Below are 24,646 nucleotides of genomic sequence, written 5' to 3' on the forward strand. Positions count from 1 at the left end.
GGATTTCGTTAGGTCCTACAAAGTCGAGAAATAAAATACTTGTCCCACGAAACTTTCTCTCTATTCGTCTGTCATAATCACTGTGTCACGTTCGGAAATATCGAGGTCCGGATCGATATCTCGAACTGGCATCCCACCGCTTTCCGGTGTTTTCGGGAGCGCACTGTCAGCAAACAGGAGCACGGAGATGTTGTCTTTCCCGCCGCGGTCGTTTGCCAGTGATACGAACTCTCGACTCGCCGCATCGAGGGACGATGCACCAAGGACCACGTCACGGATTTCCTCGTCGGTGACGACCTCGTCGCGGATACGCTCGGCCACCGACTCGGCGTGGTCCGAATCGACGTACTCTTCGTACAGTTCCGGCGCATCGGTCTGTGCATCGATGAGTCCGTCGCTGGTCGCCAGCACCGTGTCTTCTTCGTACAGCCGGACCGTTCGCGTGTCCACCCCGACAGTCGCCTCGTCAGGGTCCTCGTAGCCGGACCCGCCCAGCGCGCGTGTGATTTCGTTCCCGTTGGGGTGGACGTGCGCCTCCACAGGGTCGATTTCGTCGCTGTCAACCCATTCCTGAACTACGGCGTGGTCTCTGGTCAACGGCGAAATCGTCTCACGGGCACTGTTGACGACGTAGGCTCGGCTATCACCGACCCAGCCGTAATGGAGTTTGCCGTCGGCGTAGATCCCCGCGACAACTGTCGTGTAGGACTGTGTCCCGGTCTCGTTTGCGTACCTGATAATCTCGCGATGGGCCGCCGTAATCGCCTCCGCCACGGCAGTTTCGAGTTCCCGTTCACCGGGCGGGTCCGGCAGGACATCACGGGCCACATCGACATCGAAGTCACCGGGATAGCTCCGGGCCGTTCGGATCGCCACAGGAGCAAGGTGTTCGGCCACGATAGTCGTCGTGATGTACGACGCGATGTCGCCGGCGTCGTGCCCGCCGGCCCCGTCAGCGACAACGAACACGCCGGCCGAGCGGTTCATCGGTTGTCCGCTGCCATCGGTTTCGGACGTATCCGCGTCGTCAATGTCAGCACCGTCCGTGTCGGCAGCCGTATACGCCGCCGTCTCAGTACCGGCTGTCTCGTCTGTCGCATCCGCCGTCTCGCTGTCGTCTGCTGTGGCTGGGTCCTGCGACTGGGGTCTGTCTTGCCCGCGGTAGCCGTCCCGATGGCCCTCCTCGAACACCGTCAGCGAGACGCTGTCCTCGTTGATGCCCTGTCCTCGCTTCCTGTCGCCGATGTCGTAGTTCGTGCTGTATCTCATGACTCCTCCGGATGGAACTCGAACGTGACCCCGTAGGTCGGATGAACCAGCGACACCAGATCGCCGTCAGTCAGTGTCACTGACTCGGGGGGCACATCACCGTGTCTGTCGGTCGGGTCCTCGCCCTCAGAGCGCAGGCGGTTACGTCCGGGTTCAGAGAGGACCCGCTGCCAACCAGCCCCTTTCTGGACGAACGTCCCGTTGAGACTCCGGTCGTGGAGAGACCACTCGCCGTCCTCGATATCGAACTGTACCTGCACCGAGGAGATGTACTCTCCCTGTGGGTCTTCGATTGTTATCGATGCCGGGGGGCCGCTTGCGCCCTGTCGCCCGATAGTGTCGCCCGGTTCGACAGTGAACTGCCTGTTCGCCTGAATGTACGTCACCGACGCCGTCGCGGGCGGCGTTGGATCTCGTCGTTCGAGGACCTCTTTGAGGACGGTCGCGTTCCGGTATCGGTCGCGGTAGTGTGACTGCGTGGCCCGCTCGACAATTTCAGCCAGATAATCGTCGCAGTCGGCCCCAAACGCCTGCGGGTTCACGCCGTCCTTTTTCGGAACGCTCCCTTTGAGCAGGAACAGGAGGATTTTTCCGATCGAGTACACGTCCGACCAGGGGCCCTGCCGAACGTCGGTTCGGCTGGCTTCAGCGACTTCCCGGGGCTTGAACGGCCCCAGAATCGTTGTCCCGGTGTTCCCGGAGGACGGGTCCTCCGTCGCATCGAACCCCGTCGCCGTATTAAAGTCGATCAGCGTGGGCGTGATATCGGGCGTGAGCATCACGTTCTCGGGTTTCAGGTCCCGGTAGACGATCTCGTTTTCGTGAAGAAACCCCATCGCGTCACAGAGGTCGATACCGATCTGGCGGACCTGCTCGCTGTCGTCGATCGGGCCGTGCTGGTCGATGACTTCGTCGAGCTCGATCCCGTCGACAATTAGCTGGACGACCAGAAATGGAACGTCACGCTCTGTGACCTGGTCGTAGTAGTCCATCACGTTCTCGTGGCCGCCGGCCCGGCGGATACGTTCCAGCGAGCCGACCTCCTTTTTAAAATACTCCTCGATGATGTCGGGGTCGTTCTGGGATTCGGTGTAGTTGGGGTATTTAACGGCGACAGACTCGCCAGTCTCGGTGTCTTTAGCGCGGAACGCCTTTGCGAACCCTCCTTTGCCGAGGAATTCCGCAAGTTTGTACTGGCCGGCGATGACATCACCGCTCTCAGGTTCCCAAGTCATTAATTACCCGTTTCTCCGGCCAGTAGCGGCCTTGCCGACACCGCAGATTGGGACAGTCACTTCTGGATGCCCTCGTCAGTGACAATTTTCGTCGCCCTGTTTTGCTCCTTGCGCCCGCCTTCCATCACGATACGCGTCTCTCGCTCTGCTGTCTGGACGGCCTCGGTGTCCTCGCCGTGGATGCGCGTCATCCGCTCCAGTTGTGTCTGGGCTTCGGCGACGTTGCCCTTGCCGAGTTCCGTCTTGATAACGGTCTGCCGGTGGTCCACATCGACCTGTTCGTTGTGTTCTGCCAGTTTCGACTCGTCGTCGGTGTAGTCGACGGTGATTGATTCCCGCGTCGTCTCGCCGCCGGCGTGCAGTGTGACATCCGCCAGGGACACAGCGTCTTGCGGGTCGTTAGCCGGAGCGTGTATCTTTAGCACGACCCGCTGGGTCTCCCGGTCAAGCAGGTCGGGCAGCGGCACGACGGCCGTGTTGTCCTCCCAGTCGGGGTTCACGGACTGCGTCTGTGGGAGTGAGCGGTACACCTCGCTCACCTCAACGCCGTCAGCCACGTCGAGTTCGAGACGAGCGTCGGGAGCGACAACGGTCCCGGCCTCCTCGACTGCGTCGCCGAAGAACGACTCGATGTCACCGGCAGCATCCAGATGTGTCCATTCGCCGCGGGCAACGGTCCCGAGCGTCCGGATCGTCTCCTCGCGGTAGTCGCTCCCGATGCCGGCCGCCTTGATTCTGATACCCTCAGTGTCGATTTCGCGAGCTAGCGTCCCGAACGCTTCCGGGTCGTGGGAGTTGTCCTTCCCGTCAGAGAGGAGCAGGACCCGCCGGGCCGTGTTGTCGTCGGTCGGTAAATCCTGCAGGGACGCCTTCGCTTCCAGCAGGCCGCTGTACATATCAGTGCCCCCGCCAGCAGAGATGTCAGCGACCGCGTCTACTGCCGTTTCGCGCGAAATAGTGCCCCACCGCGTCGGCGCAAGTACTGTCGTAACCTCGTTGTCGAAGGCGATGATCGAGACGTAGTCGTCCTCGTCGAGGAGTCCGAACACCCACTCAGCGCCGGCACGTGCCTGCTCGATGTCGTTACCGGCCATCGACCCACTGGCGTCGATACAGAGGGCAATCTGTCGCGTGGGTGGTTCCTCCAGCCGTCCGGGCTCGACTTCGATTTCAGCAGTCAGTTTCGCCCCGCCCGTCGGCACGTAGGGTCGGTTGACCTCGCTCACGACAGTAGCGGTCATACTGGTAGATGGGTCGTACGGAGTAGTTATATGTTTCCCTCAAATCGAGGGAAAAAAGGTCCACCCACTATCTGAGCCGGTAGCCTGTTGCTACTATTTTCCCCCCAGTAGTAGGTACTATCTACGCTACCTGTTGCGCCGTCTCGACTCGACTCCCGACCCAGAGAAGGGTTCCGAGTAGTGCCACGACAGTGAGGGGGAGGAGCCACTGGAACAGCGAGAGAAGCCCAGCGCTTGCCTGAATACCGACAACGAGCAGGATAGTGGGGCCACAGCAGGCAAACCCGGAAAGCAGTCCTGGTAGTCCCGACATAGCCCCTGCACCCGGGCCGAGACGGCAGGCCGATGGGCCGCGCCACGCGACGATGGAGACAGCGAGGTTGAGTCCGACCAGCGCTGCCAGAACTGCCCCGAGAAGCATATTCAGCGGCGCGACGAGCAGTTCGACCGGGCCGACGACCACCAGTGCGATCGGTTCCCACTGGAACGGGCCAACCTGCCGGAACGCACGGACAAGCGGGTTACTGACGACAGACACCTCGTATCCGGACGGGCCGAAGCCGAGATGTCTGAGGCCAGCGAGATACAGCAGGAAGTACGCCAGTCCGGACACACTCAGAGACACCCGTCCGTCACGGCGGCTGAGCGCCCCGCTGACCGCAACTACAGTGTTCCGAAACAAGCGTTGGACGCTGGCAGCTGCACCTGCCCCGTCGGTCGGGCTGTCAGTTGACATACCCACTCTCCGGATAGAAGCCGGCCCAGGCGAACCACATCGCGTCGAAAGACAGCGTGCGGTCCAGCGGGAGCGAATCGGCATCATATGCCGTCCCGTCGATCATGTAGCCGTCGTCCGACGCTGCAACTGACATCGATTCTGGGTTCGCGTACACGTACCCGCTGGCGAGGTTGGTATCGGCGACCGCGACGTACGGTGTGTCGTCGATACGGCCGGTCAGCACGCGCTGACGCAGCAGTGTTTCCTTGTCGAACGCGAGTCCCCCGGTTTCAGTCCGGGTCCCGATGACGACAGCCTTCGGGTGAGCGCGACTGTCGCTGTGCAGGGGTTCGAACAGTGTCCGGGTGCTCGAATAATAGCCGCGCTTCTCGTTGTACTGGCCGTACGGGTCGACACCGTAGCGCCGCGAGAAGCCGGTGTCTTCGGTGAGGATGCGTGTCTCCGGGTACGCGCTGGACCAGCGGCTCCATGTCGTCCAGATGACCCGGAACTCCCGCAGCGACTCGCCAGTTAATGGGCCCGTAATCGCTGTCGCCAGCATCTGTGGCCACCAGCTGTCAGTGCCCCGGTCGTACATCGTCAAATTCGAGTTCACAAGCCGCCCTGAGACGCCGAACTCCACTGGACCACGCTCGAACCCCTGTGCGGTGCCCGTCAGCGGACAGTACGTCACGGCGACGGGGTCGCCGGCGATGGTGTCGTTCACGATCTCGTGGTGAACGAGAATGTACTGCGGGTAGGCTTTCGCCTCCCCGTTGCGGACCACGCCGAACACCGGGTCGTCCGGGGCTAATCCGTCCGGGGGCGTATCCGCAAACGTCGGGTCGTCGATGGCTGGAATCCCGTCTTTGGGAACACCACCGCTGACGATATTCTCTTCGAGTGTCCCGATCTCGTAGTCCAAATGCAGGCGGCTATCAGTTGTGGGTGGTTCTGAGCCGTCGTTCCGATCAGTTGCCATCGACGCCGTGCTGGTTCCAGTGCTGGAGTCGGGTTCCGAACCACCTCCAGCGGTAGCACCCTCATCCCCAACACAGCCTGCGCCGCCGAGCGTCACACCGGCCCCAACTGTCGCAAGAAATCGTCGGCGGGAAATCCTCATGTTACGTGTGAGTTTTCCAACCACAAAACCTCGCGGTGAGGTGCCGGTAACTTCCTGTTCGGCCGCTCATCGAGCGGATCCCGGTGACCGGACCGCCTAATTGACGAGGCCAGCGGTCAGCGACGAGACGTACGCCAGTTCATCTTCGTTCACGCCGTGGCCCATCCCCTCGTAGATGCGTTCCTCCACGTCCCCGTTCAGACGCTCGAAGACCGAGGCTGTGACGTGTACGCGTTCTTCGGGAATGTGTGGGTCGACATTGCTACAGCCCAGAAACACCGGCGTCTCCTCGATGTCGCCCTCGTACTCGCTTTCGTCGATAGACTCACCGATGAGACCGCCGCTGAGGGCCACGAGACCGCCGTAGCGCTGTGGGTTGCGAGCCACGAACTCGCTCGCAAGACAGGCTCCCTGTGAAAAGCCCAAGATGAGCACGTGATCAGTCGGAATCCCGGCTTCTGCTGCCTTCGTGACGGCGTCTTCGATAGCCTGCAGCCCCGATGACCGTCCGGGTTCATTCTGCTCGACCGGCGAGAGGAACGAGTTGGGATACCAGGTGTTTCGCGCGGCCTGAGGTGCAAGAAGAGCCAGCCCGTCCTGCTGGAATTCCGCCCCCATCTGGACGATGCTCCGAGCCGTCGCGCCCCGACCGTGGACCAGCACCGCTGCCGCGCTCGCCTCCGACAGCGCGGTTCCCGCAGTCACGAGCTGCTGGCTCTGATGCGGGTCGCTCATTGCTCCCCTCCCGGTCGTCGGCTGGGTCCTATCACGCCCACACAGTCAGTCTCTGCTTCCGTTCGTCCACCTGCCGAAGCCAGCCGTCGTATCGTGTGCATATCCCAGATAGCGCGCGAAGACACTTGACTTGGCACATCAGTCAATCGGTCGAAATGTCCCGTGTACGGGTTCGCAGGCGGAGTTCAAAATCGACGGGCGATAGTAAGTCAGCAACAGTTAGGCCTACCCGGCCAATCTCGGTGTCCGATGGAAGCGCCGCCTAATCCATACCGATAGTAGGCGTAGACAGTCCATAACCCTGAGTGCCAGTCGCAGACACCCGCGGTGAGTTTGCGACGGCAGTGTTCAGCTCGTTGTGGTCCATCGCCGAAAAGCGTGCTTTGCTAGCACACGCCTACAACTTTGGAGAAATGGTAAAATTTAGTGTAAAATACTCAAAATATACTTCGTGGCGAGAATTATTCATAAACTATTACGTAGTACTAGCAGAGACGTGTGTTAACCTTCATCAGAGTAGTACTATAACCTTCGAGTTGTTACCTTGGGTTGACTATGAAAAAGCAGGAGCTCATCCACCTTCACGGCCTGCTTGCACAGGTACAGAACCACTACGAAGCCGAATCCGGGACAGAAGTGGACCACGACGAATACGAGGAACTGGGCGTCAAGCCGACATCGATTCACAAGTCGAAAACAGACCACAAAGCCGCTGTCTTTGCGATTGCTGACGGTATTGCCTCCGAGATGGCCGACGAGACTAAAGAGCCTGTTTCTGCCGCCGCGGACTAACGGTTCTCAGTAGTTTCTACGCAGTTCTCCCGCCAAGCAATGCCATTAGTGACCGTATAACAGCTCTTAGACTTATATTAGAATTTCTATACGTCGAGCGTATAGTTAGATATGCCCTTGCTGCTCGGTAGCCTGGCTACTCGTCGATTAATTCCTCGAACTCGGGTAACACGTCGTCCGATTCGTCCGCGGATTGGTCCGACGGCGGGTCATCGGCGTCAGCTTCCGACTCTGCGGACGAGGACTCGTCTTCTGTCGTCTCGTCGGACTCCTCTGGAATCTCCTCGATTTCGAGCACGTCGAGCGGGATATTCTCGAGCCGTTGCCCGATCTCCTTGCGTGCAATTCGGGCGGCATGTTCGTCTCGTTCGACGTTGAACACGGTCATCTCCAGTTCGAGTGCGACGAGACTCTCATCAGCTGCGAGAAACGCGGGTTCCAGTGTCTCACCGCAGTGTGGACAGTGCCGATCCCCCATGTTGATCTCGACGTAGTTGAGGTCAGGGTTCAGCATCTCCCCTGTTTTCGAGATGGCGATACGAACTGCCTCGTCCGCAGATGCCACGTCGTACACTGGGACTGCGGCCTCGACAACAACTCGGCAATTCATGCCAGTATGTTTGTTTCCCAATATAATGAAGGTTAGCCCTGAACCAGAGTGTACCACACGCGACGGATATTGGGTGTCAGAGAGACGGAGCGCCCAATCGAGCGGGACACACACGAGCACGCCAAAACGTCACTACGACAAAACCAGTGACAGGTAAGACAACTGCAGTTCCTGAACTGCTGGTACACGTGCAACGCCAGTGCGAGTGGAACTCGTAACGCCATTACCTCCGGGTCCGTACACGTAGACAATGGAACAGGGCGTCATCGATGTCGGGTCGCTGGCAGGCGGTATCGATTTGCAGGCAACTGTCGAGAGCGGGCAGTCCTACCTCTGGGACCGCGATGACGGCAAAATGTATCAGCGCGATGGGGCAACTGGTGGGGACGCATGGTACTGGACAACAGTCCGCCGCGATGGGTCACCGGAGGTCATCCGCGTCCGACAGCAAGATGGAATGCTCGAATGGGAATCGACAGTCGACGCCGAAGCGGACCTCAGGCGACTCCTTCGGCTTGACGACGACCTCGCTGCAATTCGCTCGACAGCACCGGACGACGACGTGGTCCAGTCGGCCTATGAGACGTTCTGGGGGATGCGACTGGTTCAGGACCCTCCGTTTGGGTCCCTCATCTCGTTCATCTGTTCGGCCCAGATGCGTGTCGCCAGAATCCACAGTATGCAGCAGGCACTCCGTGACGCATTCGGCGAGGAGGTCGAGTTCGGCGGGCGAACGTACAGTGCCTATCCGACGCCATCGGCGCTGGCCGAAACGACAGAAGAACGACTCCGGGACCTCGGGCTGGGCTATCGTGCGCCGTACGTCCAGCGCACTGCGGAGATGGTCGCAGGCGGCGAGGCCGACCCCGAAGAAGCCGTCGGCCTCGACTACGAGGACGCCAGAGAATCGCTCACCCGCTTTGTCGGCGTCGGCGATAAGGTCGCAGATTGCGTGTTGCTGTTCTCGCTTGACTACCTCGAAGCGGTCCCGCTAGACACCTGGATCCGGACGACAATCGAGGAGTATTATCCAGAATGTGAGCGGGGGAACTACGCCGACACGTCGCGGGCCATCCGGGGCGCACTGGGTGGTGAGTACGCCGGCTACACGCAAACGTATCTGTTTCATTACCTCCGAACGGGCAGCAACGAGGACTGACACGCGTGGCGGAAGGCGACAGTATAACGAAGGCCGCCGGCAAGTCCTCGGATATGGCTCACACGCGAGCACACGTGTTCGTCTCCGGTCGTGTTCAGGGCGTCTATTACAGAGCGACCACGCGGGAGCGCGCACAGGATCAGGGAGTCAACGGATGGGTCCGTAACCTCGACGATGGCCGCGTCGAAGCGGTGTTCGAAGGCCCCGACGCCGACGTAGAAGCGATGGTCGAGTTCTGTCACGAGGGGAGCGAACGCGCGAACGTGACCGACGTCGAAGTCGAGTACGAGGACCCGGAGGGTGTCGACGGCTTCGAAGTCCGCTGGTAAGGCGCCGTCCCGTAGAGTTACTTCACTGGCGGGCGAACCCGCGGGTATGCTCACCGGCTCCGAAATGGGTGTCGTCGATGAGAACGCCGCGGCGCTCGGCGTCCCGCGCAAACAGTTGATGGAGTCATCCGGGCACGCTGTCGCACGGGCGGTCCGTACCCTCGCTGACCCCGGCGACCAAGTCACCATCGTCGCTGGTCGAGGGAACAACGGCGGAGACGCGCTCGTCACCGCCCGCTTTCTCGACGAGTACGACCTCCGCGTCCTTTTGTTGGGCCGCCCGGACGCCATCTCGACGACGATTGCCAGGGAGAACTGGGATGCGCTCCAGCACGCCGAGTATCCGACGGAACCAGTCAAAGATTCCTCGGCCTTCGACCTTGGGAGCCCTGACATCGTCGTCGACGCGATGCTAGGAACGGGAATCGCCGGTGCCCTCCGGGAACCGGAGGCAACGGCCGCCACGGCGATGAACGAGAGCGACGCGACCGTCCTCTCTGTGGACGTCCCGTCGGGCCTCGACGCCGAAACGGGGCGGCTGGCCGAGAACGCCGTCGACGCCGACCACGTCGTCACGTTTCACGACACCAAGCCCGGCCTTCCGGACCTCGACGTCCCGGTCACCGTCGCCGACATCGGCATCCCCGACACTGCGGAGTTGTTCATCGAGCGGGGCGACCTCACCCGCCTCGAACGGGACCCAGCGAGCCACAAGGGCGACAACGGCGAGGTGCTAGTCGTCGGTGGCGGCCCGTACACCGGTGCGCCGGCGCTCACGGCCCAGGCCGCCCTCAGAAGCGGGGCCGACCTCGTCCGGGTCGCCTGCCCGGCCGTCGTCGCGCGCGAAATCCAGTCCTACAGCGAGAACCTCATCATGCGGCCGTTCGACGGGGACCACCTCGCGCCGCACCACGTCGACCGCCTCGCCGAGCTGGCGGCGGACCACGATACCTTGATTGTCGGGCCGGGGCTCGGGAACGCCGACGCGACGCTGGATGCTGTCGCGGACCTGCTGTCCGGATTTGCGGGGACGGCCGTCGTCGACGCTGACGCCCTGTCAGTGGTCCCGGACATCGAAACGGACGCGGACCTCGTCTGCACGCCCCACCAAGGCGAACTGCTCGGTATGGGTGGGGAGACAGCCGAAGACTGGCGGGAGCGAGCGGACCTCGTGGAGTCCTTCGCAGCGGAGGTCGGCCAGACACTGCTTGTCAAAGGCCCGTACGACATCGTCTCCAACGGTGAGCGGACCCGCGTCGGTCGGACGGGCAATCCGGGGATGACAGTCGGCGGAACCGGTGACGTGCTCGCGGGCGTGACGGGCGCACTCGCCTCCGTGCAGGACCCACTTGACGCGGCCGCTATTGCCGCCTATACTGTCGGCAGCGTCGGCGACCGCGTCGTCGACGACCGCGGCTACGGGCTGGTCGCGACGGACCTGCTAGACGAGATACCGAGCGTTCTGTGGCAGCGAGACGCAGAGCCGTAGGGCGTAGTCAGGCCGACGCACCGACCAAGTCCCCCGCTTTCGCCCGGGACTGCTCGATGATGGCCGGCCGCGCTTCGAACTCGATGACAACTTGGTCGCCATAATCGACCGTTTCGACGCTGGCGTGGTCGTGAATCCACGAGACGAGACTCATCGTGTCGTCGGTCATCGGGAGCACGAGCCGCTCCCGTTCGTAGTCCGGCAGTTCGTGGTCGATTCGCTCAGCCAGGTCGTCGATGTTGAGCCCCTGCTCGGCGCTGACGGCGACAGGGTTCGGGGCTAGCGACGAGAGCGCGTCTCGCTTGCGACGGACCTCCTCGTCGTCGACCATGTCGGTCTTGTTGAGGACCGTGACGATGGGGGCTTCGTTGCGCTCGTACAGCGTGTCGTGGCTCGTCACCAGTTTCTCCCGGATTTCCTCGACCGACTCGGAGACATCGACGACGAGCAAGACGAGGTCGGCGTGGTACACCGACCCCAGCGTCGACTTGAACGATTCGACGAGCCAGTGTGGGAGGTCTTGAATGAACCCTACCGTATCGGTGACCAGTACCTCGCGTTTGCCGACCTCGGCGCGGCGAGTGGTTGTCCCGAGCGTTGTGAACAGACGGTCCTCGCTCTCGGCCGTCGTGTCGAGGTCGGGGTGGAGGTCGTCGTTCTCGTCGACGTCGAGGTCGTCGGCGAGGCGGCGCAGGAGCGTCGACTTTCCGGCGTTAGTGTAGCCGGCAAGTGCAACGAGGTCGAAGCCGGACTCCCGGCGCTGTTCCCGCCGATGGCGCTCGGTCTCCTCGATGGATTCCAGTTCGTCCCGGATGTTGGAGATCTGCTTTTTGATGTCCTCTTCGCGGGACTCGTCGTACTCGCCGAGCCCCATGAACCCCGGCCGCTCGTCGCGTTTGGCCAGGCTGGCCTTGGCTTCGGCACGCGGGAGTTCGTAGCGAAGCTCCGCGAGTTCGACCTGAAGCTGGGCTTTCCGCGTCCGGGCTCGCTGGCCGAAGATTTCGAGGATGAGCCGGAAGCGGTCGATGACGCGCACCCGCTCTGGGAGTTCGTTCCCGATGTTGTACGTCTGGTACGGGCCGAGCTGATTGTCGAAGATGACGACAGCGGCCCCTTCGCGGGCGACCGCGTTGCTCAGTCGCGTTACCTTCCCCTCGCCGAGGTGGTACGCCGGGTCCTCCGTTCTGGTCTGTGTCACTTCGCCGACAACGTCGTACCCGGCCGCCCGGGCAAGGTCCCGGATTTCCGTCGTGTCGGCGGTGCCACTGTCGACGCGCTTCGCGATAACCGCTCGTTTCGTGGTGTGTGTCGCCGTCACTCGTTATGGAGATACGGCGTCCGATTATTTAACCCCCCGGGCGGCTCACAGCGTCGCCCAGTGCGCTGGCAGAAAGGCGGTAAAATGGCAGATGCCGCGGGTAGCGGCGGTCGATTGCTAACCGTTGCCCGTTCTGTCTCGCGATGTCTGAGACAGCCACCACGGCAGTGGCGTTCGCTCCGGCTTATTCGAGGTCGAAGCGGTCGAGCTTCATGACCTTGCTCCACGTATCCACGAAGTCGTGGACGAGCTTCTTTTCCGCGTCGGCAGAGCCGTAGACTTCCGAGATGGCCCGGAGCCGGTCGTTCGAGCCGAAGATGAGGTCGATGCGTGTGGCTTCCCACTTGACCTCGCCGGTGTCGCGGTCGAGACCCTTATACCGGTGTTCTGAGTCCGCTGCCGGCTCCCACTCCGTGCCCATGTCGAGCAGGTTCACGAAGAAGTCGTTGGTCAGCGTCTCCGGCTCGTCGGTGAAGACGCCGAGGTCGGTGTCCTGATAGTTCGCACCGATCGAGCGCATCCCACCGATCAGGGCCGTCAGTTCCGAGGCCGTCAGGTTCAGCAGGTCCGCGTTGTCGACCAGCACTTCCTCCGCCGGTCGCGTGATGTCGTCCTGAATGTAGTTCCGGACCCCGTCGACCTTCGGCTTGAGAGCGTCGAAGGAAGGGGCGTCGGTGTGTTCCGGTCCCGCATCGACGCGGCCGGGTTCGAACGGGATCTCGACGTCGTAGCCGGCGTTCGCTGCCGCCTGCTCGACGGCCGCGTTGCCGCCCAGCACGATCAGGTCAGCAAGCGAGACCTGCGTCCCGTCGGAGCGCGAGTCGTTGAACTCCGTCTGGATGTTTTCGAGCGTCCCCAGAACCGTCTCCAGTTGCTCCGGCTCGTTGACTTCCCAGTTTTTCTGGGGTTCGAGTCGGAGACGAGCGCCATTAGCGCCGCCGCGCTTGTCGCTGTCGCGGTAGGTCGAAGCCGACGCCCACGCAGTCTTGACGAGCTGGGAGACAGAGAGGTCCGAGTCGAGGATTTCTTCCTTGAGCTCGGCGATCTCCTCGTCCCCGATCAGGTCGTAGTCGGCGTCCGGGAGCGGGTCCTGCCAGATCATCTCCTCGTCAGGAACCTCCGGACCAAGGAACCGCTCGGGCGGCCCCATGTCGCGGTGGGTCAGCTTGTACCAGGCCTTTGCGAAGTTCATCCCGAACTCCATCGGGTTCTCCTGGAAGGTCTCCATGACCTCTCGGTAGTCCGGGTCTCGCTTCAGGGCGATGTCCGTCGTCAGCATCATCGGCGTCTGCTTCTCGTCCGGGTCGTGGGCGTCCGGGACGCTGTTTTTCAGCTCTTCGCTCTTGGGTGCCCACTGCCACGCACCGCCGGGCCCCTTCTCCGGTTCCCACTCGTAGTCGAGCAGGTTGTTGATATACCCCATGTCCCACTCGGTCGGCGACTGGGTCCACGGCCCTTCGATACCGCTTGTGATCATCTCGCCGCCCTTGCTGTTCCCGTTCTTGTTCTGCCACCCGAGGCCCTGCTGCTCGATTGGAGCCGCTTCCGGCTCGGGACCGAGGTTCTCTTCGGGGTCGTCAGCGCCGTGGACTTTCCCGAACGTGTGTCCGCCGGCGATGAGTGCGGCCGTCTCCTTGTCGTTCATCGCCATGCGGTCGAACGTCTGCCGGATGTTCTTCGCCGATGCTTCCGGGTCCGGGTTGCCGTCCGGCCCTTCCGGATTCACGTAGATGAGGCCCATCACGGAGGCACCGAGGCCCTCCTGTATCTCGCCCGGCTCGTCGAACCGCTCCTGTGTCTCGAACTCGTCTTCCGGCCCCCAGTTGACAGCCTTATCTTCCTCGAAGGCGTCCTCGCGGCCGCCGGCGTAGCCGAACGTTTTGAATCCCATCGACTCGATGGCGACGTTCCCTGCGAGAATCATCAGGTCGGCCCAGGAGATCTTTTGGCCGTACTTCTGCTTGATCGGCAGGAGCAGCCGTCGCGCCTTGTCGAGGTTCGCGTTATCAGGCCAGCTGTTGATCGGTGCAAAACGCTGTCGGCCGCCCGCCGCGCCGCCGCGGCCGTCGGCGGTTCGGTACGTCCCGGCGCTGTGCCAGGCCATCCGGATGAACAGCGGGCCGTAGTGGCCGTAGTCGGCCGGCCACCAGTCCTGCGAGGACGTCATCAGCTCTTCAAGGTCCGACTTCACCGCTTCGAGGTCGAGTTTCTGGAACTCCTCCGCATAATCAAAGTCATCCTCCACCGGGCCGACATCCCGAGCGTTCTGGTCGAGAATCTCGAGGTTCAGCTTACTTGGCCACCAGTCCTGGTTAGATTTTGGTCGCTTCGACCGTCCGCCTGTGGCGCCGCTCATATCAGAGTTCGGTGTTTCTGCCATCTTAACAGTAAGTAAGATTCGTCGGCAGCATACAAATCTTTGGATATGAGTAAAGAAATAGCATCGTGTGAAAAACATTCTCCCTGAATTCTGTGGGACGTCCGGGGAGCAGCGATGTCAGACCTCTGTAGCAGAAGCTGTGTATAAAAGGAGTGCCCCAGGGGGAGCACAAAGGATTTAAAAACAGGCGGTCAGGTACGCGGTATGGGTGAGTTCGTACTCCAACTAGATGGGTTGGGCCTCCAGCAGATGGGCCTCGAATTCGGTGGCGGCGGCCTTATCGGCGGTATCATCGGGTTCGCCGCAAAGAAGGTTGCAAAGCTCATCGCCGTCATCGTCGGCATCGAGCTGGCGCTGTTCAAGTTCCTTGAGACGCGCGGGATTCTCGAGGTGAACTGGAACGCGATAGGCGGGGCCGCACAGAACGCGACTGGCACCGCCGGGAACGCGGCGGCGACGCAACCGCCGTCCTGGGTCACGTCGCTGCTTTCGGCCCTGCCGGTCAGCGCTGGTTTCACGGCCGGCTTCCTCGTCGGATTCAAGAAGGGATAACGCGACGCCGCGGCGTCAGCCGCGTGTACTGATGTCGTCTTCGTCTTTGATGATTCGGGTTTCCGCCTCGCCGCTTGTGTGTTCGTTCACCACGTCATAGAAGTCGTTCTGTAGGCCGGCTGGGAACGTCATGACGCCGACCCACGAGCCATCAGACTGCCATTCCTCGCGTTCGAGGTCTCCGAACTGCCGGATCTGTGCCTGGGCGCTCCCGGCGTAGTCCGCAGGGACCTGCACGGCAACAGTGACCTCATCAAACCGGATTGGGATGACTGGCCGGAGCGCATCGAGGGCGTCGTCGACCTGCGCCTCGACGGGCTCCATCGGGTCAACTCTGAAATCCGTTTCTTCGAGGGCAGATTCGATTCGCTCCGGCGGGTGTGGCGCATCATCCATCTGCGGGTTGACCGCGTTGCGCGTGATCCGCTGGATGAGCTGTTTGTGCTTTTGTTCCTGCATCTCGCGGCGCTGGTCGGCCGTGATCTGGATCTCACCCCGTTTGATGACTTCGGGGATGATAGCCATCGGCTCAGTCGTGTCAAACACCTCTTCGAGCATATTCTCGGGCGGCCGGTCCCCTCGCGAGGCGTCCTCGAACACGTCCTCCGCTGCGATAACGTCCTCGAGGTCGTCGTCGAAGTCATCACGTTTTATCGCCAGCGCAGCGTCCGGATCCACCAGTACCTCGAACCGCTGGCCGTGGGATTCGAGGCGCGCCGTCACCGCCTCGTCAAGCGATATCATACCCGTCGGTAGCAGTGGGCCAGTTAAAGGCCTTACTGCGTGGTCGAACAGAAAAAGTCCAGTCGCCCGCGAGGGCTGTCGGAAGGGTTACTCTTCGGTGGCGTCTTCGTCTTCAGCTTCGTCGTCCGCGTCTTCGCCGGTGTCAAGCAGGTCGGCCTCCGCGAGGTGGGCCTCCTTCTCCTCGTCGGTCAGCTGGCCGAAGGTCTCCGTTTCGACGTCGACCGTAGCGACGCCGATGCCTTCCGGCGAAAGTTCGTCGTCGTTGACTGACGCGAGAGCGGCCAGCGCGAGGTCGACACCCTCGTCAAGGTCCATCCCCTCGTCGTAGTGCTCTTCGAGGTAGTCTCGGATGTCGCCGCGGTCGGCCCCGACAGCGAGGGCCTTCCACTCGTAGGGCGTCCCGGAGGGGTCGGTCTCGAACAGGCGCGGCTCGCCGTTCACGATGCCGCCGATGATGAGGGCAACGCCGAATGGGCGCGCGCCACCGACCTGCGTGTACTGCTGAATGTAGTCGGTGATTTCCTTGGTGAGGGTCTCGACGCCGACCGGCTCGCCGTAGCGGAGCTGGTTCACCTGCGCCTGTCGGCGGGCGAAGTCGATGAGCTGTCGGGCGTCGGCGACGTGGCCGGCCGAGGCGATACCGATGTGGTCGTCGGCCTTGTGGATCTTCTCGACCGAGGAGCGCTCCATCAGCGGCGACCGGATGCGCTTGTCCACGGCGAGAACGACGCCGTCGCTCGTTCTGACGCCGATGCTTGCTGTGCCGCGTTTGACCGCTTCGCGGGCGTACTCGACCTGGTAGAGGCGTCCGTCCGGCGAGAAGATAGTGATCCCGCGGTCGTAGGCCTGCTGTTGGTTTTGTCCCTGCATAGTTATCGGAAATCGAGTGCTGTCGCGCCGACGAACGCACCGTCGGAGGCCGTTTCGACATCGTAGCGCGGAGGCCGAACAGTAGCGCTCCGGTCTGCGTTCTCGAACACGACGTGTCTCTGTTCAGTGAATTCCGGCGGCCCGCGTATATACTTTTCTTCACAGGCACGCACGGTGCCGCTAATCCCCCGGACACGGACCCGAACGTCATCGTCATCGACGCTGTCCAGACAGGTCAGCGCGGCCCGTGCCGGGTTCGTCTGGCCGCGTCTGGTCCGGACGATAGCCTCAGCCGTGCCGTCGTAGTCGTGGAACTGGAGGACGGTCATATCCGTCTCGGCGCTGCCGGTGTCGCCAAGCAGGTTCTGGGCGGCGTACCACACCTCGCGCTGGAACGCCCGGCGGCCAAAGGAGGCGTTCGGCCACGTCTCGATGCCGACGGCAAGATAACGCCACCGGGGCCGGAGATGCTTCGGGAGGTGTTTCATACACAAGCGTTGGAACGGAGGACAATGAGCGGTGTGGTGTGGGAGTCGGCGGTAGTCTGTCTCAGTCACACAGCACAGTGCCCCGAGAAGTAGAGCGGTCCGGCGTCGGGTCAGAACAGGCTGTCGGTCGTCACCGCGCCGACGACACTGAACACAGCCCCGACGCTGATGGCGCGGAAAGTGACGATCATCTGGTCAGCCAGGGGAAGCTCACCCAGGAACTGGTCAGGAGCGGTGACCGCGATTGCGAGCGTTCCGACGGAGCCGAACGCGACAAGCAGGACAGAAATGAACCTGACTGGGACACCGGCGACCGCGGCTTCGCGTCTGGGGTCACGGTCGTTGTCAGCGCCGTACAGCCCGCCGTATCCGATGGCTGCGACAATACAGACGAGGAATACGTTGTGGAAGACGGTCATGTTCAGCGCGAGCGCCCACACCTCTTGGGTCACGACGAACGGTCCGGACAACAGGAATCCGCCGACGATCTGTTGAGCCGTGTCCGCGAGTTTGTGTTTCTGTCGTTCTTTCATACGTCTCGTGTACTCCGGTCGGATGCAAACGCATTCGGGTCAAGTCAGTCAGATGACATGTCGTAGAAAAAAGCGGAATCGGGCTGCAACGCACTACATCCTGCACAGAACCGATACCGTCCAGTGAGAGTGGTATCAGCGCTAGTTACTCGGCATCGTCTGCGTCGTCTTCCAGCCGGACGCCGGGTTCGATGACGGCACCGCTCTGGCGCTCGCGGTTGCGTTCCACGATCTGACCCCACTCCGTCAGGCCCTCGCGGACGGTGTCAGCGTCGAAGCCGATGGTCTCCCCGACCGCGATGATATCTCGCGGTGCCCGAATCTGGAGATGAGTGCTCGGCGACGCCGAGACGACGAAGGGCGCGCCAGCGTTCTCGACCAGTTCCCGGAGCTTCCGGAGTTCCTTGATGGCCCGGACGCGACTGCCGCCGGAGGCCCGGAGCACCGGGCCGAAGTCGAACTCGACGCGGACGCCGTTGTCAGCCGCCGCGTTCGCCAGCACGTGGTTGAAATCACCGTCATCACGCATCGGATGGGCGAGCACGTCGACAGTCGGTTGCTCGACCGCGAACCGATTGATGCGGCGGTCGCCGCCGTGGACGACGACGACCGTCCGGTCACTTCGGTAGTTCCCGACGAAGCCACTCGCCCGTGAGGGGTCGTCCGCTCGGACCTCGATGCCGGCCGCGACATCAACCCCATAGGCGTCGCTGATGGCATCGGCGTCGTAGTCCGCCTGTTCGTCGCCGTGGTTCCTGACGACGATACCGTCGTACTCTGAATCAGCGGCCGTCAGCGCGTGTCGGGCAACGGTGCTGTCGCCGTCAGGATGAGCGTAGACGGCCTCGTACATCACAACTCCTCTAGGAGTTCGCGGGCGTTCTCGACGGCCTTCTCCCGCTTTGCAGGGTAGGCCTCGACTTTTGCCCGGAGCGTGATGCCGTCGCCGCGTTCCACGTTCCTGCCGAACGCGGCCTGTTTGCCGAACGTGAGGAAAAACGAGCAGTTGTCGTCAACCCGGTCGTCAAGTTCCGCACGCACCGCGTCGATCTCCGGCGCTGACGCTACTTGCGTGAGCACGTGCCGGATGTCGTCGGCGTTCTCGACGCGAGCCGAAAGGACGATGATCCGGTCGCCGTAGTGCCCCTCGCTCTGTGCGCGCTCGACAGGGTAGTCCTCAGGGAGGAACGTCCGGAGCGCGTCCTCAACGCGCTTGTCGTCCTCTGTTGCGTAGCAGAAAGTCCGGAGGTCAACGTAGTGGAACGGAACCGACGACATTGCGGCCCTACTCGTCCTCAGCGGCTTCGAGGTTGTCCTCGGGGACGCCCTGTTCTTGGCCGTCCTCGAAGGAAACCGTGTAGTTGGCGTCGCCGAACATCGTCTCAACGACCTGCGTGATGGTGCCTTCTTCGCCGTCGTAGTCGCTGTGCTCGTCGTGGAGAATAACGCTGTCGTCCTCTTCGAATGCCATACCCGGCGGTACTCGGTGGCTCGTCAAAAAGGGACTGATTCGGGTTTGCTTGGCCTAACCGTGGACTGGTCAGTAAATGGAGCGGTGACACGTCCTGTATTGACCAATCGGGACAGCGATAAACGCCGATCAACGTAGACCGAGCGGTGCGCCGGCCAGCGATGACCGTTCCCATGTTCTCTATCACTTCGGTTGTGGAAGGTCCAACACTAATTAGACTTGTCTAAATATTTGCTTAGACAAATAGAATTAAGTGCCGGGGAGCTCCACAGTCACGTGCGTTCTGTCAACCACGGAACGCAAAGGCGTATAGATCGAGTGGGTAGAACGAACCGTCAGGTCGTCACAAAACCAAAGAGTTCCTGCTACACGGGAGCGTGGCTTTCCTTGTTCGGACACCTTCCCGTGTTTCGTTTCGAATGAGCCAGCCCAGCGTGTATCCCCATCCACACTTCCCCACCAGTGTCAGCAACGCAACGGGTTCGATAGCGAAGCCGCCCGAGATTCGCCACGACAGCCGATCTGTCACAACAACTGTTATGGGACTCTCTAAACTAACCATCGACATGATCAATCCACCGCTTTCCCCCATCGAGACGGCTGTTTCGTCGAGGTGTCAGACACAGATAGGACACAGATGACGAGCGTCGACGACCTGTGGTTCCTCTCTGATAAGGCCTGTCAGACGGCCGAACAGACGTATCACGACCTCCGGAAGCGCTACACGGATTTCATTGAGTTCACGCGCCACCGCAACGTCCCGCGGAGTCGGTTCCGAGACGTGGCGACCGGCGCTCGGGATCACGGCGCACCCTACGGCGCACACACGCTCGCCTACCGACCCAGCGGTGAACTCCTGCTCGTCCGCCACGAAGGCGTCGACATGTGGGTTCTACCCGGCGGCGAGCTCGACAGAGGCGAGTCCTTCCAAGAGGCCGCACTGCGGGAATTAGGCGAGGAGAGCGGCATCGAAGCAACCATCGAGGGACTGGGGATGCTCGGACGGGTCGAGTTTTACTGCGACGGTAATATGGCCTGGGGCGTGCTGCCAGTGTACGAGGCGCAAGCAGAGACGACCGACATCGCCGTCGACGACCCGGACCACGAAATCAGCGAGGCCCAGTGGTTTGACAAACTACCGGCCGATACGCGCGACCGCGAAGAGATCCTGCAGTGGCGCGGACAGCGGTTCAGCGGCAGAGCGTGAGCCGCCGAAGTCGGGTCGATTACTCCGGCCCGAACGACTGCCCGTCGCGGGCGTCGGCGTTCATCCGGCGGATGGTCGCGCGGGCGTTACTCGCGTCGTAACCGAACAGCACGGTCTCGGCGTACTCCTCGGCCACCTCGACGGCCTTCGAGAGGTCGTCCACGTCCACGTCGACGGCGTACAGTTCGATGCTAAAGGGCGTCGAGAGGCGGTCCTGCCACCCTTTCGCCAGGATCTCCAGCCAGTAGGTCGTCGAGTAGGCCATGTCGTAGATGGGGACGACGAACTCATCGACGTACTCGGCGATGTCGTCAACCGCGACGCCCGAGCGGGCCTCGAGGTGGCCGGGGTAGGGGTCTGGATACAGCGTGAGGTACATCTTCCCGGGCACGCGCTCGCGAGCCTCGGCGACAAACTCCGTGATGACGTTGCTGCGCCAGGCCGACCAGTCCTCGAACTCGCTGTCGGCGAAGCGCTGCTCGCAGCGGTCACAGTGGCAGTACTCGTCCCGTGGAAAGCCCACGTCATCGAGGCGGACGTCCTCGTTGACGGCGGCGGCCTCCTCGATGATGTCGAGCAGGCCCTCGCGGTAGCGGTCGTGGGTCGGGCAGACGTACGTCCAGTCGAAGTACGGCTGGTTCCGCGTTGCCGGCGTCCCCTCGTCGTCGAACGCGAGCAGGTCCTCCTCGCTTTCGACCGCGTTGTCGCCGAAACAGGACACCATGTTTACCGCGCCCGCAATCGGTTCGACAGCGCGGCCGGTCACGTCCTTGACCTCGTAGAACGCCCGGTCGAACTCAGACCACTCCGTCTCCTCCTCGTTACGGGTGACGACGCCGTACATACACGCTGGTACGGCGGTTCGCCGGGTAAGGGTTCGGAAAGCGACGGCGCTGCCGCTGACAGCGCAGAAGCCGAGAGAATACTGCCGGCCGTCATAGTACCCGACCCAATACAACGCCGTTGAGGACCAGTAGGCAGGGCGGCCGGCAGTAGGTTCAGAGGGTGATACAGCCGATTCGCGCAGCGTTACCGCTTGACGACGTACACGAGGGCAAGTGCCATGACCGCGACGAGGGCGATGACTTTCTTTGACATCGTTTCAATAAACGAACACCGATTATAAAGAACTACCGCCGTGCTAATCGTCAGCACTCCCCTCTGTATCAGCGGGCATATCGGCGTCAGGGCCGGGGATATCGGCCCCGTCGTGGGTACCGACCGGCGGTCGGTTTACCGCTGCCGCTGACGAGTCTTCGAGGGGAGTCCGGTCGTCAGCGTCGGCCTCGATCGATTCCATGTCGCCGTCAGACCGTGCATCCTGATCGATGCGCATCGAACAGAACTCCACGCCACACATCGAACAAAAACGTGCCTCCTTGTAGTTGTCACCGGGGAGCGTCTGGTCGTGGTACTCGCGGGCGCGGTCGGGGTCCAGCGCCAGGTCGAACTGCTCGCGCCAGTCGAAGGCGTACCGGGCTTCCGAGAGGGCGTCGTCCCAGTCCCGTGCCCCCTCGCGGCCGTTTGCCACGTCGGCGGCGTGAGCCGCGATGCGATAGGCCGCGAGTCCGTCCCGCACATCGGATTTTTCCGGGAGGCCCAGGTGTTCCTTTGGAGTGACGTAACAGAGCATCGCCGCACCGGCACGGCCTGCCTCCGTTGCACCGATGGCGCTCGTGATGTGGTCGTAGCCCGGCGCAACGTCGGTCACGAGCGGGCCGAGAACGTAGAACGGTGCGCCGTCACAGACCTCCTGCTGACGTTCGACTTGCTCAGCGACCTGATCCATCGGGACGTGGCCCGGTCCCTCGACCATCACCTGCACGTCGTGTTTCCAAGCGGTCCGCGTGAGTTCCCCGAGCGTATCCAGTTCGGCGAACTGTGCGTCGTCGCCGGCATCGGCGAGACAGCCCGGCCGGAGGCCATCGCCGAGGCTGAAAGTCACGTCGTACTCACGGAATATCTCGCAGATGGCTTCGAATTTCGTGTATAGCGGGTTCTCCATGCCGTTCTCCTCGATCCACTTGGCGAGGATGGACCCGCCGCGAGAGACAATCCCCGTTTTACGGCCGTCAGTCAGCGGCAGGTGTTCCATCCGGACACCGGCGTGGATAGTCATGTAGTCGACCCCCTGCTTTGCCTGCTTCTCGATAACGTCAAGCAGCAGTTCGTGGGTGATCTCGCTCGGGTCGCTGGCGCGCTTGACCGCCTCGTAGATGGGAACTGTCCCGACCGGCACTGGTGAGTGCGTGACGTTGGCCGACCGTATCTCGTCGAGGTTGCGCCCAGTCGAGAGGTCCATCACCGTGTCCGCGCCGTAGTGGACAGCGGTGTGAAGCTTCTCCAGTTCGCCCTCGATATCGCTCGTCTCCTCGCTGTTGCCGATGTTTGCGTTGACCTTCGTCGCAAACTCCCGGCCGATAATCATCGGGTCCAGCGAGTCGTGGCCGACGTTCGCGGGAATCACCGCCTGTCCGTCAGCGACTTGCTGTCGAACGAACGCCGGGTCGACACCTTCGCGCTCTGCGACTCGCTCCATCTCCTCGGTGACGGTTCCGTTCCGCGCTGCTGCCATCTGCGTCATAATCACTAGGTTATACTACCAAGTTATAAAACACTATGGTCGAACGCGTGAAAGACACCCCGTCAATACTGGGAACAACCCCAACACGGATGTACCCGAACGAGAAATGAGCCAATAATGGCCCGACAAACCCGGCGTGCAGTACTTGCGGCACTGGGGAGTGGTATCGCCGCAACCGCTGGCTGTGGGGCATTCGGGCAGGAACGGGTAGACGTGCTGGTGGCAGGGAGTTTACAGAAGGCAGCCAGCGAGACGCTCCAGACCCAGACAGACGTCGAAATCGCCGTCGAAGCCCGCGGTTCAGTGCAGGCCGCCCGCCTGGTCGCTGACGGGAAGCGCGACCCGGCTATTGTCGCGCTGGCGGACCCCACCCTGTTCAACCGGGTCATGGACACCGCCTGGCACGCCGTGATCGCCAGCAACGAGATGGTACTTGCGTACAACCCAGAGACAAGCGCCGGGACCCGTATCACGGACGCAGAGCCGTGGTACGTGCCGCTCAGACGTGACAGCGTCTCGCTCGGCCGTACTGACCCGGCGCTTGACCCGCTTGGCTATCGAACGCTGTTCGTGCTGGCCCTCGCGGCGGACTACTACGACGAACCCGGCCTACCAGATGCTATCCTCTCGCCGGACCAGACGTACCCCGAGACACAACTGCTCGCGCAGTTCGAGACGGGAGCCGTCGACGCCGCCTTCGTCTACCGGAGTATGGCGGTCGAACGGGACTACCCCTTCCGGGAGTTCCCGCCGGAAATACATCTTGGCGACCCCGCATACGCCGAACAGTATCAGACCACCAGCTACGAGCTTCCGAACGGCTCGGCAATCACTGGCAGCCCTATCGAGTACGGGGCTATCCGCCGCAATACCCAGGAAGCGACACGTACAGCCTTCGAGGCAGTCCTGTCCGGAGACTGGCTCGCATCACACGGATTTACTCTCCGTCAGGCCTATCCTCGACTAGTGGGAGATGTCCCGAACACTGTCACGCGGTGAGACCAGTGCCGGCCACACGGTCGGCGTGCGCGAGCTCGTTCCCGCGCTGGGAGCGGTGCTACTCCTGTATTTTGTCGTTCCGGTGCTGGTGCTCGTTATCACGTACTCCCCGGCGGCGCTGCTGACGAGTCTGACAGAGACGTACGTCATCAACGCCGCAGTCACATCTCTCGTTGCCGCACTCGGCAGTACGACCATCGCTGTCGTATTTGGCCTCCCGCTTGCCTACTGGCTCTCGCGAAACACCAGCGTGCTGGCGACTGCAGCGATGGGTGCCGTCGTCCTCCCGCTCGTCCTCCCACCGGTTGTCAGCGGGATGTTGTTGTTGACCGTCGTCGGCCCGAACGGACTCGGCGGTCTTACCGACCTGACGCTGACACGGTCGCTGCTTGGCGTCATCGCCGCCCAGACGTTCGTCGCGTCGCCGTTTTTCGTCGTCACTGCCAAGGCCGCCTTCGATGGCATTGACGACCGGCTCGAAGAAGCCTCACGGTCGCTCGGACGCGACTGGGTCGGGACGATGCGTTCGGTGACGGTCCCGCTCGCAAAGCCCGGGCTGCTCGCCGGACTCGTACTGACCTTCGCCCGCGCGATGGGCGAGTTCGGCGCGACGATGATGCTGGCGTACTATCCGCGGACGCTCCCTGTCCAGATCTGGGCCTCGTTCATCTCTGACGGACTGGATGCGGCGCTGCCCGTGGCAGTAGTGCTGCTCGGCGTCGCGCTCGGGACGCTGCTGGTGGTCCATGCACTGCGGGCGACGCCGTGGCGGTAGCGGTTACTGCAGGAAAAGTCGCACC

General features: G+C 62.3%; 26 protein-coding genes. 8 read left to right on the forward strand and 18 right to left on the reverse strand.

What is annotated here, in order from left to right; all coding sequences use genetic code 11:
- Positions 1-60: 60 nt before the first annotated feature.
- The 6 genes from RR_RS09140 to RR_RS09165 form a co-directional block, all read right to left on the reverse strand.
- Positions 61-1,269 carry a PP2C family protein-serine/threonine phosphatase gene (locus tag RR_RS09140; RefSeq protein ID WP_011223471.1) on the reverse strand — a complete coding sequence of 403 codons (1,209 nt, stop codon included), beginning with the start codon at positions 1,267-1,269 and terminating at the stop codon, positions 61-63.
- Complete coding sequence (locus RR_RS09145) at positions 1,266-2,504, reverse strand: serine/threonine protein kinase (RefSeq protein WP_011223472.1); 1,239 nt, start codon at positions 2,502-2,504, stop codon at positions 1,266-1,268. Before RR_RS09145 ends, RR_RS09140 begins: the two co-directional genes overlap by 4 nt.
- A 56-nt stretch (positions 2,505-2,560) precedes the next feature.
- Positions 2,561-3,745, reverse strand: a complete 1,185-nt coding sequence (locus RR_RS09150; RefSeq protein ID WP_007190121.1) for a vWA domain-containing protein — start codon at positions 3,743-3,745, stop codon at positions 2,561-2,563.
- Between the two features lie 121 nt (positions 3,746-3,866).
- Positions 3,867-4,481, reverse strand: a complete 615-nt coding sequence (locus RR_RS09155; RefSeq protein ID WP_011223473.1) for a hypothetical protein — start codon at positions 4,479-4,481, stop codon at positions 3,867-3,869.
- Entirely contained in the window at positions 4,471-5,586 is a 1,116-nt protein-coding gene (locus tag RR_RS09160) for a DUF3179 domain-containing protein (RefSeq protein WP_011223474.1), read from the reverse strand. Before RR_RS09160 ends, RR_RS09155 begins: the two co-directional genes overlap by 11 nt.
- Before the next feature lie 96 nt (positions 5,587-5,682).
- The gene (locus tag RR_RS09165) at positions 5,683-6,321 is read right to left on the reverse strand and encodes an alpha/beta hydrolase (RefSeq protein ID WP_007190118.1); all 639 of its coding nucleotides are present in this window, start codon (positions 6,319-6,321) and stop codon (positions 5,683-5,685) included.
- 555 nt (positions 6,322-6,876) lie between these two features.
- Between RR_RS09165 and RR_RS09170 the strand changes: the two genes are divergently transcribed.
- The gene (locus tag RR_RS09170) at positions 6,877-7,113 is read left to right on the forward strand and encodes a UPF0058 family protein (RefSeq protein ID WP_004592453.1); all 237 of its coding nucleotides are present in this window, start codon (positions 6,877-6,879) and stop codon (positions 7,111-7,113) included.
- A gap of 136 nt (positions 7,114-7,249) precedes the next feature.
- Here the strand turns inward: RR_RS09170 and RR_RS09175 are convergent, their stop codons facing one another.
- A complete protein-coding gene (locus RR_RS09175; protein ID WP_004960839.1) occupies positions 7,250-7,723 on the reverse strand; it encodes a DUF555 domain-containing protein in 474 nt (157 codons plus the stop codon).
- A gap of 250 nt (positions 7,724-7,973) precedes the next feature.
- On the opposite strand from RR_RS09175, the gene RR_RS09180 reads away from it, so the two are divergent.
- From RR_RS09180 to RR_RS09190, 3 genes are read left to right on the forward strand one after another with little or no spacing between them, the layout of a single operon-like run.
- Entirely contained in the window at positions 7,974-8,882 is a 909-nt protein-coding gene (locus tag RR_RS09180; RefSeq protein ID WP_007190117.1) for a DNA-3-methyladenine glycosylase family protein, read from the forward strand.
- A 5-nt stretch (positions 8,883-8,887) separates the two neighbouring features.
- Positions 8,888-9,211, forward strand: a complete 324-nt coding sequence (locus RR_RS09185; protein ID WP_079890980.1) for an acylphosphatase — start codon at positions 8,888-8,890, stop codon at positions 9,209-9,211.
- A 46-nt stretch (positions 9,212-9,257) separates the two neighbouring features.
- Entirely contained in the window at positions 9,258-10,700 is a 1,443-nt protein-coding gene (locus RR_RS09190; RefSeq protein ID WP_011223476.1) for a bifunctional ADP-dependent NAD(P)H-hydrate dehydratase/NAD(P)H-hydrate epimerase, read from the forward strand.
- Positions 10,701-10,707: 7 nt separating this feature from the next.
- Here RR_RS09190 and hflX read toward each other — a convergent pair whose 3' ends face one another.
- Both hflX and katG read right to left on the reverse strand, forming a co-directional pair.
- On the reverse strand, positions 10,708-12,018 hold the full coding sequence (gene hflX, locus RR_RS09195) for a GTPase HflX (protein WP_007190114.1): 1,311 nt from the start codon (positions 12,016-12,018) through the stop codon (positions 10,708-10,710).
- Between the two features lie 184 nt (positions 12,019-12,202).
- The gene (gene katG / locus RR_RS09200; RefSeq protein ID WP_049938864.1) at positions 12,203-14,398 is read right to left on the reverse strand and encodes a catalase/peroxidase HPI; all 2,196 of its coding nucleotides are present in this window, start codon (positions 14,396-14,398) and stop codon (positions 12,203-12,205) included.
- A 204-nt stretch (positions 14,399-14,602) separates the two neighbouring features.
- Here katG and RR_RS09205 point away from each other — a divergent pair, with 204 nt between their 5' ends.
- Positions 14,603-14,950 (forward strand): FUN14 domain-containing protein, encoded by a 348-nt coding sequence (locus tag RR_RS09205; protein WP_004960824.1) that lies wholly within the window; start codon positions 14,603-14,605, stop codon positions 14,948-14,950.
- Positions 14,951-14,965: 15 nt separating this feature from the next.
- Here the strand turns inward: RR_RS09205 and RR_RS09210 are convergent, their stop codons facing one another.
- The 7 genes from RR_RS09210 to RR_RS09240 form a co-directional block, all read right to left on the reverse strand.
- Complete coding sequence (locus tag RR_RS09210; RefSeq protein WP_011223479.1) at positions 14,966-15,694, reverse strand: ribosome assembly factor SBDS; 729 nt, start codon at positions 15,692-15,694, stop codon at positions 14,966-14,968.
- An 87-nt stretch (positions 15,695-15,781) separates the two neighbouring features.
- Entirely contained in the window at positions 15,782-16,564 is a 783-nt protein-coding gene (gene psmA, locus RR_RS09215; RefSeq protein ID WP_004960819.1) for an archaeal proteasome endopeptidase complex subunit alpha, read from the reverse strand.
- Between the two features lie 2 nt (positions 16,565-16,566).
- Positions 16,567-17,052 (reverse strand): Rpp14/Pop5 family protein, encoded by a 486-nt coding sequence (locus RR_RS09220; protein WP_011223480.1) that lies wholly within the window; start codon positions 17,050-17,052, stop codon positions 16,567-16,569.
- A gap of 110 nt (positions 17,053-17,162) precedes the next feature.
- A complete protein-coding gene (locus tag RR_RS09225; protein ID WP_011223481.1) occupies positions 17,163-17,585 on the reverse strand; it encodes a membrane protein in 423 nt (140 codons plus the stop codon).
- Positions 17,586-17,730: 145 nt separating this feature from the next.
- Complete coding sequence (locus RR_RS09230; protein ID WP_011223482.1) at positions 17,731-18,438, reverse strand: RNase P subunit p30 family protein; 708 nt, start codon at positions 18,436-18,438, stop codon at positions 17,731-17,733.
- Positions 18,438-18,863, reverse strand: a complete 426-nt coding sequence (locus tag RR_RS09235) for an RNA-binding protein (RefSeq protein WP_007190109.1) — start codon at positions 18,861-18,863, stop codon at positions 18,438-18,440. The genes RR_RS09230 and RR_RS09235 overlap by 1 nt, the downstream gene beginning before the upstream one ends.
- 7 nt (positions 18,864-18,870) lie before the next feature.
- Positions 18,871-19,056, reverse strand: a complete 186-nt coding sequence (locus RR_RS09240; RefSeq protein WP_004515500.1) for a hypothetical protein — start codon at positions 19,054-19,056, stop codon at positions 18,871-18,873.
- A 637-nt stretch (positions 19,057-19,693) separates the two neighbouring features.
- Here RR_RS09240 and RR_RS09245 point away from each other — a divergent pair.
- Complete coding sequence (locus RR_RS09245; RefSeq protein WP_011223483.1) at positions 19,694-20,263, forward strand: NUDIX hydrolase; 570 nt, start codon at positions 19,694-19,696, stop codon at positions 20,261-20,263.
- A gap of 19 nt (positions 20,264-20,282) precedes the next feature.
- Here the strand turns inward: RR_RS09245 and RR_RS09250 are convergent, their stop codons facing one another.
- Both RR_RS09250 and thiC read right to left on the reverse strand, forming a co-directional pair.
- Positions 20,283-21,107, reverse strand: a complete 825-nt coding sequence (locus RR_RS09250; RefSeq protein ID WP_011223484.1) for a hypothetical protein — start codon at positions 21,105-21,107, stop codon at positions 20,283-20,285.
- A gap of 297 nt (positions 21,108-21,404) precedes the next feature.
- Positions 21,405-22,847: a phosphomethylpyrimidine synthase ThiC gene (thiC, locus tag RR_RS09255; protein WP_011223485.1), complete on the reverse strand. Its 1,443-nt coding sequence runs from the start codon at positions 22,845-22,847 to the stop codon at positions 21,405-21,407.
- Between the two features lie 117 nt (positions 22,848-22,964).
- Between thiC and RR_RS09260 the strand changes: the two genes are divergently transcribed.
- A complete protein-coding gene (locus RR_RS09260) occupies positions 22,965-23,846 on the forward strand; it encodes an extracellular solute-binding protein (protein ID WP_011223486.1) in 882 nt (293 codons plus the stop codon).
- Positions 23,821-24,621, forward strand: coding sequence for an ABC transporter permease (locus RR_RS09265; RefSeq protein WP_004960789.1), 801 nt, complete (start codon positions 23,821-23,823; stop codon positions 24,619-24,621). The genes RR_RS09260 and RR_RS09265 overlap by 26 nt, the downstream gene beginning before the upstream one ends.
- Positions 24,622-24,646: the final 25 nt, after the last annotated feature.

Source organism: Haloarcula marismortui ATCC 43049 (assembly GCF_000011085.1).
GTDB classification, from domain to species: domain Archaea; phylum Halobacteriota; class Halobacteria; order Halobacteriales; family Haloarculaceae; genus Haloarcula; species Haloarcula marismortui.

Excerpts from the sequence above, each read along its gene's own strand:
- RR_RS09250 (WP_011223484.1), bottom strand. The coding sequence starts at position 21,107 with ATGTACGGCGTCGTCACCCGTAACGAGGAGGAGACGGAGTGGTCTGAG.
- RR_RS09245 (WP_011223483.1), top strand. The coding sequence starts at position 19,694 with ATGACGAGCGTCGACGACCTGTGGTTCCTCTCTGATAAGGCCTGTCAG.
- RR_RS09240 (WP_004515500.1), bottom strand. The coding sequence starts at position 19,056 with ATGGCATTCGAAGAGGACGACAGCGTTATTCTCCACGACGAGCACAGC.
- RR_RS09190 (WP_011223476.1), top strand. The coding sequence starts at position 9,258 with ATGCTCACCGGCTCCGAAATGGGTGTCGTCGATGAGAACGCCGCGGCG.
- RR_RS09225 (WP_011223481.1), bottom strand. The coding sequence starts at position 17,585 with ATGAAAGAACGACAGAAACACAAACTCGCGGACACGGCTCAACAGATC.
- katG (WP_049938864.1), bottom strand. The coding sequence starts at position 14,398 with ATGGCAGAAACACCGAACTCTGATATGAGCGGCGCCACAGGCGGACGG.
- RR_RS09265 (WP_004960789.1), top strand. The coding sequence starts at position 23,821 with ATGTCCCGAACACTGTCACGCGGTGAGACCAGTGCCGGCCACACGGTC.
- RR_RS09155 (WP_011223473.1), bottom strand. The coding sequence starts at position 4,481 with ATGTCAACTGACAGCCCGACCGACGGGGCAGGTGCAGCTGCCAGCGTC.
- thiC (WP_011223485.1), bottom strand. The coding sequence starts at position 22,847 with ATGACGCAGATGGCAGCAGCGCGGAACGGAACCGTCACCGAGGAGATG.
- RR_RS09165 (WP_007190118.1), bottom strand. The coding sequence starts at position 6,321 with ATGAGCGACCCGCATCAGAGCCAGCAGCTCGTGACTGCGGGAACCGCG.
- RR_RS09235 (WP_007190109.1), bottom strand. The coding sequence starts at position 18,863 with ATGTCGTCGGTTCCGTTCCACTACGTTGACCTCCGGACTTTCTGCTAC.
- RR_RS09205 (WP_004960824.1), top strand. The coding sequence starts at position 14,603 with ATGGGTGAGTTCGTACTCCAACTAGATGGGTTGGGCCTCCAGCAGATG.
- RR_RS09150 (WP_007190121.1), bottom strand. The coding sequence starts at position 3,745 with ATGACCGCTACTGTCGTGAGCGAGGTCAACCGACCCTACGTGCCGACG.
- psmA (WP_004960819.1), bottom strand. The coding sequence starts at position 16,564 with ATGCAGGGACAAAACCAACAGCAGGCCTACGACCGCGGGATCACTATC.
- RR_RS09260 (WP_011223486.1), top strand. The coding sequence starts at position 22,965 with ATGGCCCGACAAACCCGGCGTGCAGTACTTGCGGCACTGGGGAGTGGT.
- RR_RS09230 (WP_011223482.1), bottom strand. The coding sequence starts at position 18,438 with ATGTACGAGGCCGTCTACGCTCATCCTGACGGCGACAGCACCGTTGCC.
- RR_RS09180 (WP_007190117.1), top strand. The coding sequence starts at position 7,974 with ATGGAACAGGGCGTCATCGATGTCGGGTCGCTGGCAGGCGGTATCGAT.
- RR_RS09160 (WP_011223474.1), bottom strand. The coding sequence starts at position 5,586 with ATGAGGATTTCCCGCCGACGATTTCTTGCGACAGTTGGGGCCGGTGTG.
- RR_RS09140 (WP_011223471.1), bottom strand. The coding sequence starts at position 1,269 with ATGAGATACAGCACGAACTACGACATCGGCGACAGGAAGCGAGGACAG.
- RR_RS09220 (WP_011223480.1), bottom strand. The coding sequence starts at position 17,052 with ATGAAACACCTCCCGAAGCATCTCCGGCCCCGGTGGCGTTATCTTGCC.
- RR_RS09210 (WP_011223479.1), bottom strand. The coding sequence starts at position 15,694 with ATGATATCGCTTGACGAGGCGGTGACGGCGCGCCTCGAATCCCACGGC.
- RR_RS09145 (WP_011223472.1), bottom strand. The coding sequence starts at position 2,504 with ATGACTTGGGAACCTGAGAGCGGTGATGTCATCGCCGGCCAGTACAAA.
- RR_RS09170 (WP_004592453.1), top strand. The coding sequence starts at position 6,877 with ATGAAAAAGCAGGAGCTCATCCACCTTCACGGCCTGCTTGCACAGGTA.
- RR_RS09175 (WP_004960839.1), bottom strand. The coding sequence starts at position 7,723 with ATGAATTGCCGAGTTGTTGTCGAGGCCGCAGTCCCAGTGTACGACGTG.